Raw genomic sequence first — 9,953 nt, forward strand, 5'->3', positions numbered from 1 at the left:
CAAAATCCTTGCAGGAAGGTGAATGCGGGGATATTTTTACACCATCGCACAAAAACAAGGAATCACAAATTCCTTGATCCATGTTTGTTCACGCGAAGCTCAAACCGGGTGTTGCAACGACGAAACAGAGGTGGCGGAGCAACCCTCCCAACCACCTGCGGGTTTGCTTTCCAACAGCAGTTATTCCTGTCGGTGCCAGGCGACGACGCCAGGCCCGGCTTCCCGGTTAAAGGTGCACTCGATAATGACTACGCAAATCGACCTCCCGGCTTCGCAGGCCTTTGAAACCCCATCGCCCATCAACACCTCCTTGAAGGAAAAGGTGCGGCCCTGGCTGATGGTCGGCGTGCCCGCGCTCTTCGCCGTCGTTGGCTACGCGTACTACGTGGCCGGCGTGCCTTTCATCACGACCAATAACGCCTACGCCCGGGTAGCCAAGGCCACGATCAACGCGCGTATTTCCGGGCAGGTGGTGGAAATCATGGTTGACGACAATCAAAAGGTGGACCAAGGCCAAGCGTTGTTTCGCATCGACCCCAAGCCGTTGCAGATCGCGATCGATCGTGCCGAAGCGCAACTGGGTGTCGCACGGCTGCGCATCGATGGCCTCAAGGCCAGCTATCGCCAGCAACAGGCGCAACTGCAGTCGGCGAAAGCGTCGGCGGGCTTCGACCGCAAGGAATTTGCCCGCAAGAAAGCATTGGTGGCAACCGAGTTCGTGTCCCGTTCCCTTTATGAACGCTCGGAAACCGACCTCAAGGTGGCGCTGCAGCGCATCGCGTCCATCGAACAACAGATCGCCGCCACCGTTTCAGCGTTGAACGGCAACCCGAACATCGAAGCCGACACTCACCCCAGCGTCCGAGAGGCCAGGGCCATTCTGGACGAGGCGCAGCTCTACCTGTCGTATGCCACGGTTTACGCGCCGGCTGACGGTATCGTTGCCAAGGTCGATGACGTTCAGGTGGGCAACCACCTCGACAGCGGCGCGCCGGCCTTTGCGTTGATTGACGACCGCCAAACCTGGGTTGAGGCCAACTTCCGCGAAACCCAGCTGACGCACATGCGCCCCGGCCAGGAAGCGACCATCCGCATCGACACCTACCCGGACCGCGTGTTCAAGGCCCACGTCACCAGCATGAGCCCCGGCGCCGGTTCGGACTTCGCCCTGCTGCCGCCGGAAAATGCCACCGGCAACTGGGTGAAAGTGGTCCAGCGCGTCCCGGTTCGCCTTGAACTGGATGACGCAGACCCTGCCCTGCCGCTGTTTTCAGGCACCAGCGCTACGGTCACGGTGGATACCGGACATCGCACGCCATGGTGGCACCCGCTCAAATCGTTACTGTCGGCAGGTCACTTGCAATGAACGCCCATGCTCAGACAACCCCGCATGCAAGCAGTGCGCGCTCGCTCAGGTTGGCCGTTCTGCTCGCGACCTACATGCAGTCGGCGAACCTGCCGTTGCCGAACGCGGTACTGCGGTTGATTCAAGGCAGCCTGTCGATGACCGACGACCAGGCGGGCTGGATCTTCACCGCGTACCTGGCGGCGAGCGCGATCACCCTGCCGGTCGCGCAATGGCTTACCGCACGTTTTGGCTTGAAGCGGGTGTATCAAGCCGCGCTGGCCTTCTTTGTGCTCGGCTTGCTGCTGGCTACGGTTTCCAGCACTGCGCTGGCGTTCATCGGCGCACGAGTCATCCAGGGCCTGGCCAGTGGCGTGTTGGCGCCCCTGTCGATGGCAATTGCCATGGAGACGTTGGCCCCCGAAAAACGCCTGAAGTTCGGCGCAACCTGGACGGCCATCGTGCTGGTGGGCATCGTCAGCGGCCCGGCCATCGGTGGCTGGATTGCCGAGCATTACGACTGGCGCCCGATTTTCTACGTCAGCCTGCCGTTGTCGGCCTACATCTTCCTGGTCGTGGCATTGCTGCTGGCCGAGAAAAAAGCCACGAAGGCCCCGGCGTTCGACTTCTTTGGTTTTGGTACCTTCACCCTGGCATTGATCAGCCTGCAAATGCTGCTCGACCGTGGCGAGCGCATGGACTGGTTCGACTCGCCGGAAATCTGGGCCGAGGCGCTGGCCAGTGCGCTCGGCCTGTATGGGTTCCTGGCGCATGTATTGACCAGAAAGGCTCATTTCCTCAACAAGCGTCTACTGGGTGATCGCAATTTCGTGCTGTCGACGATCATTTTTTTCGCCGTGGGTTTTGTGCTGCTGTCGACCATGGCCCTGACGTCGCCGATGCTCAATGAGATTCTCGGCTACCCGCCTGACACCACCGGTGCGCTGACCCTGCCACGGGGCATCGCCCTGGTCGGCGGGTTCCTGTTGATGGGGCGTGTGCCTGAGCGCTTCGACCGTCGACTGTTCGTGGCGGCAGGCGCGGGAGCGGTGATTTATGCCAACTGGCTGATGCTCGGCTATTCGCCGTTGATGGACGGCTGGCCCGTTGCGGTAACCGGTGCGATACAGGGAATCGGCATCGGCATCCTGATGCCGGCGCTGACCAAGGTTGCGTTCAGCACCCTCGACCCCGCGTTGCGTGCCGAAGGCACCGGCCTGTTCAATCTGTCGCGGGTATACGGCAGCACTCTCGGCGTGGCGATCGTGCAGATTTTCTTCTTCAACACCACCCAGGCGATGCACTCGGCGCTGGCCAGCAACGTGACGGCCTATCGCGCTGCTGCCCATTTCGGCAGCGCGCCGCTGTCGCTGCAGGCGCTTGAAGGGCTCAACCACCTGATCACCCACCAGGCGGCGTTCATCGCTGTGGTCAACCAATTCAAGATCCTGATGGTGGCCATGCTGGTGGTGTGCCCGCTGATGCTCTTTCTTCGCAAACCTGCTGCGGCCAACTAGCTTCGTGGAGTGTGCCCAATGAAATCCATCCACCTGTTCCAACCGAAACTCGCGGCACTGTCGGCACTGGCTTTTCTCTCGGCCTGCAGCGTTGGCCCTGACTTCAAAGCACCTGAACCGAGCCCTTCGCAGCATTACGACCCGCAGGCCGAACAACGTCTGGGCGCTCAGCAACGCATTGCGCTCGGTCAAAAAGTCAGCGGGCAATGGTGGTCTGCCTTGCGCTCAGCCAAGCTGGACCAGGTAATGCGCCGTGCCATTGATGGCAACCTTGAACTGGTTGCTGCCGACGCAACCCTTCGCCAGGCGTCTCAAGCCGTGGCAGCGGCACAAGGTGCGCTGTACCCGCAAGCCGACTTCGGCGCCACGGCGGGTCGCCAGCGCGTGCACAACGCCCAGGCACCTTCGACCGCCAATATCTACGCGGTCGGGCCTAGGGTCGGTTTTGATCTGGATGTGTTCGGCGGCAATCAACGGCTGGTCGAACAGCGGCAAGCGTTTACCGAGCTGCAACGGCATCGTTTCGAAGCGGCGTACCTGACCCTGACCGGCGAAGTCGCCAGTCAGGCCTTGCGGGTGGCCTCGGCCAATGCGCAAATCCTGGCCGTGGAAAAACTGCTGGCCAATGACAGCAAAAACCTCGAACTGGTGCGCGCGGCCCGTCTCAACGGCAGTGCCACGCGAATCGACGTGTCGTTGGCCGAAACGCGTCTGGCCCAGGACCGCACCCTGCTGCCACCGCTGGCCCAGCAACGGCAGGCGGCCGGCCATGCGCTGTCGATCCTGGCCGGCAAGGGACCGGCTGACTGGATCGCGCCGGACTTCCATCTCGATGAATTCACCTTGCCATCAAACGTGCCGGTGAGCCTGCCCTCGGAAATGGCGCACAACCGCCCGGACGTACGCCAGGCCGAGGCCGGGCTGCACATTGCCAGCGCCGCTGTCGGCGTGGCCACCGCCAATTTGTATCCACGGGTGACGTTGTCCGCCTCGTTCGCCCAGGCGGCGTCAGGCAATGGCGCTGCTGCGCTCTGGGGTTTCGCGGCGGGCGTCGCCGGGCCGATCTTCAATGGCGGCAGCCTCAAGGCCGAGCAGCAGGCAGCGATTGAAGGCTACAACGCGGCGCTGGCCGGCTATCAGCAGACCGTCATCAGCTCGTTCGGCCAGGTCGCGGACACGCTGCAAGCGATCAACCATGACGCCGAAGAGTTGCGCGCCCAAGAAGAGGCCCTGCAAGCGGCGCAAACCAGCCTGGGGCTGAACCAGCAAGCCTACGCCCTGGGTGAAACCAGCATCCTCCAGGTATTGGAAGCCGAGCGCGCCTATCAACAGTCGTTGCTGGGCCATGTCCGCGCGAAGACCGCGCAGTACCTCGACATCGTGCAGCTGTTTGTCGCCCTCGGCGGCAACACCGTCGGCGTCGGTGAGCAACGGATTGCTCGCCACCAAGCCCCACAACGTGCCTATCAGTAGAGGCTGCGGCCTCGATATTGGAGTAATGACATGTCCTACGAAGCGTTTCACGATGAACTGCGCGCTACAACATTTGCGCTGAATCACGGCACGGGCAAAATGCCCGCCGTCGGTTTCGGCACCCTGTTCAAAGACCTCAGCGTCACCACCGAGGCGGTCACCCACGCGCTGGAAACCGGGTTCCGCCATTTTGATTGCGCCGAGCGGTATCGCAACGAAGAACGTGTAGGCGTTGCCTTCAAAGCCTTCATGGACACGGGCAAGGCGCGGCGCGAAGACCTGTTCATCACCACCAAGCTGTGGAACACCAACCACCGTCCCGAGCGCGTATTGCCTGCGTTCGAGGCCAGTTGCCGTCGGCTTCAGGTGGACTACATCGATTGCTATCTGATCCACACGCCCTTCGCATTCAAGGCAGGTGACGATCAGGACCCACGCGATGCGTTCGGTCATGTCCTCTACGACAATGACGTGAAGCTGATCGACACCTGGCGGGCGCTCGAGCAACTGGTGGATGAAGGCCGTTGCGGATCTATCGGCCTGTCCGATATCACGCTCCAAGCGCTGAAGGAGCTTGTCGCCCAGGCGCGGATCAAGCCTGCCGTGGTGCAGGTCGAATCCCACCCTTACCTGCCGGAATGGGAACTGCTGGAATTCTGCAAACAGCATGGAATCGTCGTCCTCGCCTTTGCCCCACTCGGGCATGGCATGGAGCCGAACGTGTTGGAAGACGAGGTGATTACCAGTATCGCCCGGCATTTGCATCGCACGCCGGCCCAAGTATTGCTGGCTTGGGCGGTACAGCGCGGCGCCGCGTTCCTGACCACCTCGGCGACACCGAGCCATATCCGCGAAAACTTCAACATCACCACCCTGCCCCATAGGGCCATGCAGGAAATTCGCGAAGAGATCACCACGCGCATACGCTTCAACTCGGTGGTCGAGACGGGGGTTCCGGGTTTCATCCCGCGCAAACACTAGTACGCGACAGGGACGGCGCTGGCCGTTCCTTTTTCCCTTGAGGTGATAATGATGGATGTTTTCCAGACCATGCGCTGTTTCCTGGCGGTCGCCCAAAGCGGCAGTTTTACTGCGGCGGCCCAGTTGCTGGACACCACCACGAACCACGTTTCCAAAGCGGTCACCCACCTCGAGGCCCGCCTGCAAACCCGCCTGATCAACCGCACGACCCGGCGCCTGGCGCTGACCGAGGCCGGCACACGTTACCTGCAACGCTGCGAGAAGATTCTGGACGAGCTGCGGGAGGCCGACGAGGAAGCCGGCACCGCACAGGTCACGCCCGTGGGCCGCTTGAAAATCCACGCCATGGCGGCCGTCGGCAATCACTACGTGATCGACGCCATCGCAAAATACCGAGAGACCTATCCCTCGGTACTGTTTGATTTGACGCTGAACAATCGGCTGCCGGATCTGCTGGAGGAAGGCTACGACATGTCGATCGTGCTGGCGCGGGACCTGCCGGATTCGGGCTTCGTTGCGCAGCGGCTGGGCACCACCTACAGCATCCTGTGCGCTTCGCCTGACTACCTGAACAAACGCGGAATGCCCGACACCCCGGGTTCGCTGGGTGAGCGTGATTGCTTGAGAATCGTCAACACGGTCATGCCGGCTGAACACTGGATTTTCGAAGGGCCTGAAGGCGTGGAAACCGTGACCACGCCGCTGTCGCCGTTCCACGTCAACACCGCCGATGCCATGACCGTCGCCATCACGCTTGGCATGGGCATTGGCATCCAGCCGATCGCGTCCGCCGTGGCCGGCCTCAAGGCAGGCACCCTGGTGCGGGTGCTGCCGAAATATCGTTTCGAAGAGTTGAACCTGTTTGCGATCTACCCTTCACGAAAATTCGTCGATGCCAAAATCAAAACCTGGGTGGCGTTCCTTCAAGACTACATGCCGGGATTGCTGGCGAACGATGACAAAGTTGCGCGCTCGTCAGAACGGGCCTGAAGGCCGCGCATCCTCGGATGCGCGGCGGGATGTCGTCTTCACAACACAAACGTAGCCCCACGCGTATTCACAAACAGCGCGTAGATCGAATGACTACTGGCCATGAACAGCCGATTCCCTTCACGCCCCCCAAAGCACACATTCGGGCAGCGCTCTGGCAGCGAAATGTGCCCGATGGCCTTGCCCTGCGGATTGAACACGCGCACGCCATCGAGTTTTTCCAGGTCAGCCTTGGGATCCCCATTGCCGCCCCAGCCGCACCACAGGTTGCCCGCTTCGTCGCATTTGATGCCGTCGATTGCGGCATAGTCCAGCCCCTCGATGTGCTTGCGCCGTTCGCCCAGTGTGCCGTCGTCCTTCATGGCAATCGCCCAGATCAGACGATTGGGCTTGGCGCGACCTTCGACGACGTACAGGGTTTTCTCATCGGGAGAAAAGCACAGGCCGTTGGGGCCATTGAGGTCGTCGATTACCCGCGTGACTGCTTGGCTCTCGCCGTCGATGCGGTACACGGCGTGGGGCTGGGCCGGGGTGATTTTGTGCCCTTCGTAGTTGTTGCCGGTCTGGAATGGCGGGTCAGTGAACCAGATCGAGCCGTCACTCTTGCAGACGATGTCGTTGGGCGAATTGAAGCGCTTGCCGTCGAAGCTGTCGGCCAGCACCGTGATCGTGCCATTGTATTCGGTGCGCGTGATGCGACGGCCTTCGCTGGTGGTGGTCGAGCCTTCGCAGACGATCAGACGCCCCTGGCGATCCCGGCACATGCCGTTGGAGAAATTCGAGTGTTCGCGGTAAACGCTGAAGGTGTCGCTGATTTCGTCCCAGCGCATGATGCGATTATTGGGAATGTCGCTGACCAACAAATAGCGGCCATCACCGACCCACACCGGCCCTTCGGCCCAGCGCATACCGGTGGCGAGTTTTTCAACGCTGGCGTTGAATACGCGTAGCTCGAGAAAACTGCCGTCGAGGATGTGGACCAGGGGATCAGGGTAACGCTGGCTCAAGGGTTCGGCGGCCTCGGAGAGCCGGGTCAGTGTGGTGCTGCCGACGGTGGCGAGCGTAGCGGAAACAGCGAGGGATTTTTTCAGGAAGCTGCGGCGGGTGTTGCCCTTTGCGGGGTCAAGGCTTTGAGGTTGGGCGGACAGGGATGAGTCCATATAGCGGTCTCCGTGATTTTATTTTTGTGGGGAAGACGTAGTAATACCGTGTGATAGGACATCGTACAAGCGAGGGCGTAAGATATCGCGTACTTGCTGCACCGGAGGGGCACGCCTGAGGGATTATTGCCGCTATCCGGTGAAAAATGTATCTCTTAAATATTGCCTGCATCCCACAGATCAGAAGGCCTTCGAACTGAATGAACCCCCCATCAGCAGATATGGATGGACCGGTTGAGTCGTTGAAAACCCAATCGACCTTCCTCATTGCCTCCTCCCAGATGGAGGCCTCCGGATCGGCTGATCCGCGTGACACCTTTGTTCGTCAGCAGTTGAAGCGTGCGGCAGATCTGGTGAGTGGAGCAGCGGCGTTAGGCGCCGCTCGCAATGCGGCCTGCTTGGGAATCTTGAGCCGTAGCTTGCTTGAACAGTTGATCACGGTCTCCTGGGCCATCAGATCGGTTGAAAGTGCGGAACTTCAGATCGGTGCAGGTCCAGCGGAAATGGCGAAAGCCCTCAGGATCAATTTGAAAGCAGGCACCGCCAAGATCCGTGACCGCCATACAGGAGAGGACGTGACAGCTGATTACTTGGCCAATGAGCAGGCAAAGCCGAGCCGCAAACGCAGAAGCGTCGAGGAGCAAGCAAAAGAAGCTGGCATTCTGGATTTGTATACGGTGTTTTACCGACTGTTATCGCTTGAAACGCACGGCCACAATGAGACCCCGTCAGAGAAATCTGAAAAGGACAAGCTGTGCACCGTCCACCTTCAAGGCATAGGAGCCATTAGTCGGGCCATTGGCCAAGCATGCGTTTGGTGGTTAATGCATCGGCAATGGCCGGATAACGAATCCTTACGAGATGTGTTGGGTCTGAATGTAAAGGCTGAAGCAGCTCGGTTTAAATGACCTGATCCGCGATCGTGGTTCAGGTGATATTTAGCTGCGCGTTATTGAAGGCAGATTTAAATTGGCGAGCTTTCTCAGACTTCGATGTTGGCACGTCGGATTTCAGGTTCACAATAATACGCCTTGTCATGATCAGGCAGGGCCGATGCGGCAGGCGGCTATCGGCCAAAAGCGGACGACCGACTCGGTTCTGGTTTCGCCCAGCTTGCCTCCTCCGCAAGTGCAAGCTGGCTCACTTCTCTGCCTCTTGGATACGCCTGGTATGTCAAGTCGGCTAAAGGCCACGCCCCCGATGCGCATTGATTCGGCTCACGTTTAGGTTTGAACTATCCGCAATGTCCGGATAGCCACCTATCGCTGGAATTCTGAATACGCTAAGCTAAAAGGCATCCAATGCTCTACACAGCCCTGCCTTCTCAACAGGCTCGTTTTCAGGTTTTCCAGCTGGGTTTAAGCGCTGCAACGCGACCAGGCACTGGCCACCGTCCAGCAGGATCAGTTCGTAATCTTGCCCGGCCTTGGGGGTGAAGTGAAAGCTCTGCCTGCAGCTATAGGAATTGCCGCCAGAAACATAGCCCTCACTCTGGAAGTTCATGGCAAAAGGCTTGTTCGCCGGCACCTTCAGTTCGCTACGCGCCGAGCCTTGCGCCTCCACCCGGCGGTTGCTCTCGGGCATGCCCAGGCTGCGGCCATTATTCTGACCCGCAAAGCCGGATTCGGACACGGCCATCACCCCGGCGCCAGGCACACGCCAGTCGATGCAGTCACGGCCCGGCACACCGCGCGCCACGCCATTGGTGATCACGCGCAAGCGTGCGGTATCCCCTGCTGTGGGTTCAACATAGGGCGTGTTGTAAGCACGGATATTGGAAATATTGCCGCAGCCACTCACGGCCACGGCCAGGCCGGCTATCAGAAACGCTCTCATGGAAGTCCTTTTTTGAGGCTTAACGGCAGTGATAAGGGCTTTCGCTGCTCAGTTCCTCGCCGGTCCGGGCATTGCGAATGATGACCGTCGCCCCCGGCGCATTGAGGCAGAACGCATTGCGTATGGGGTAAATGTTATGGCCCTCGGCGGTGAACGTGCCGAGCTTGGTTAACGGGGCGCCGGAGGCATCCTGAGCCGTCACGGTGTACTCACCCGACATGGTCAGACAGCCGCTCAGTAACAGCAGCAAGGTGGCGCAGATTGCATATTTCACAGGTGATGTCCCTATCGTGTTGAGTGACGAACCCTCGAAAAGAGGGCGGTTTTTTTGTGGTTTCATTGCGCCGACTCACAGGCCTTCAACGGTTCTTGGGTGCGCAACGCACAGACGTCAAAACCATCACGCCGGGTGTAGCCCGAGCGCTTCATACACACAAAGCGCTGCGCCCGCTCCTGGAAGCTGGCATTGGGATCGATGCCGGAGCCATTCTTCTCACCGCAAGCCAACATGGAGGCCAAGACATCCTTGCTGCTCGCGCCGGGTTTCTCCCATAAATCCGCATCAGCCGCCGGGGGCTGAAAGGGCTCGCTTAAACAGGCGGTGACGAGGGGAGCAAGCAGCAGCGCCAATGCCATAGGTTTAAGCCACAT

The 9,953-nt window shown here is 60.1% G+C and carries 10 protein-coding genes; 6 read left to right on the forward strand and 4 right to left on the reverse strand.

The window, feature by feature from the left end:
* The first annotated feature begins 244 nt into the window (after positions 1-244).
* The 5 genes from C4J88_RS14280 to C4J88_RS14300 are packed head-to-tail and all read left to right on the forward strand — an operon-like array spanning position 245 to position 6,306.
* On the forward strand, positions 245-1,366 hold the full coding sequence (locus C4J88_RS14280; RefSeq protein ID WP_124407303.1) for an HlyD family secretion protein: 1,122 nt from the start codon (positions 245-247) through the stop codon (positions 1,364-1,366).
* A complete protein-coding gene (locus C4J88_RS14285; protein ID WP_124370836.1) occupies positions 1,363-2,862 on the forward strand; it encodes a DHA2 family efflux MFS transporter permease subunit in 1,500 nt (499 codons plus the stop codon). Before C4J88_RS14280 ends, C4J88_RS14285 begins: the two co-directional genes overlap by 4 nt.
* Before the next feature lie 18 nt (positions 2,863-2,880).
* Positions 2,881-4,335 carry an efflux transporter outer membrane subunit gene (locus C4J88_RS14290; protein ID WP_124367183.1) on the forward strand — a complete coding sequence of 485 codons (1,455 nt, stop codon included), beginning with the start codon at positions 2,881-2,883 and terminating at the stop codon, positions 4,333-4,335.
* A 30-nt stretch (positions 4,336-4,365) separates the two neighbouring features.
* Positions 4,366-5,316: an aldo/keto reductase gene (locus C4J88_RS14295; RefSeq protein ID WP_124367184.1), complete on the forward strand. Its 951-nt coding sequence runs from the start codon at positions 4,366-4,368 to the stop codon at positions 5,314-5,316.
* A gap of 51 nt (positions 5,317-5,367) precedes the next feature.
* Positions 5,368-6,306, forward strand: a complete 939-nt coding sequence (locus C4J88_RS14300; RefSeq protein ID WP_124408625.1) for a LysR family transcriptional regulator — start codon at positions 5,368-5,370, stop codon at positions 6,304-6,306.
* A gap of 38 nt (positions 6,307-6,344) precedes the next feature.
* Here the strand turns inward: C4J88_RS14300 and C4J88_RS14305 are convergent, their stop codons facing one another.
* Entirely contained in the window at positions 6,345-7,466 is a 1,122-nt protein-coding gene (locus tag C4J88_RS14305; RefSeq protein ID WP_124407304.1) for an SMP-30/gluconolactonase/LRE family protein, read from the reverse strand.
* A gap of 200 nt (positions 7,467-7,666) precedes the next feature.
* On the opposite strand from C4J88_RS14305, the gene C4J88_RS14310 reads away from it, so the two are divergent.
* Positions 7,667-8,374: a DUF5677 domain-containing protein gene (locus C4J88_RS14310; RefSeq protein WP_256659027.1), complete on the forward strand. Its 708-nt coding sequence runs from the start codon at positions 7,667-7,669 to the stop codon at positions 8,372-8,374.
* A 379-nt stretch (positions 8,375-8,753) separates the two neighbouring features.
* On the opposite strand, the gene C4J88_RS14315 is transcribed toward C4J88_RS14310, so the two are convergent.
* The 3 genes from C4J88_RS14315 to C4J88_RS14325 all read right to left on the reverse strand — a co-directional run bounded on the left by C4J88_RS14315 (position 8,754) and on the right by C4J88_RS14325 (position 9,953).
* Complete coding sequence (locus C4J88_RS14315; protein WP_057960145.1) at positions 8,754-9,302, reverse strand: hypothetical protein; 549 nt, start codon at positions 9,300-9,302, stop codon at positions 8,754-8,756.
* Between the two features lie 19 nt (positions 9,303-9,321).
* Positions 9,322-9,576, reverse strand: a complete 255-nt coding sequence (locus C4J88_RS14320; protein ID WP_124407305.1) for a hypothetical protein — start codon at positions 9,574-9,576, stop codon at positions 9,322-9,324.
* A gap of 62 nt (positions 9,577-9,638) precedes the next feature.
* Positions 9,639-9,953, reverse strand: coding sequence for a hypothetical protein (locus C4J88_RS14325; protein WP_124407306.1), 315 nt, complete (start codon positions 9,951-9,953; stop codon positions 9,639-9,641).

Source organism: Pseudomonas sp. R4-39-08 (assembly GCF_003852275.1).
GTDB lineage: Bacteria > Pseudomonadota > Gammaproteobacteria > Pseudomonadales > Pseudomonadaceae > Aquipseudomonas.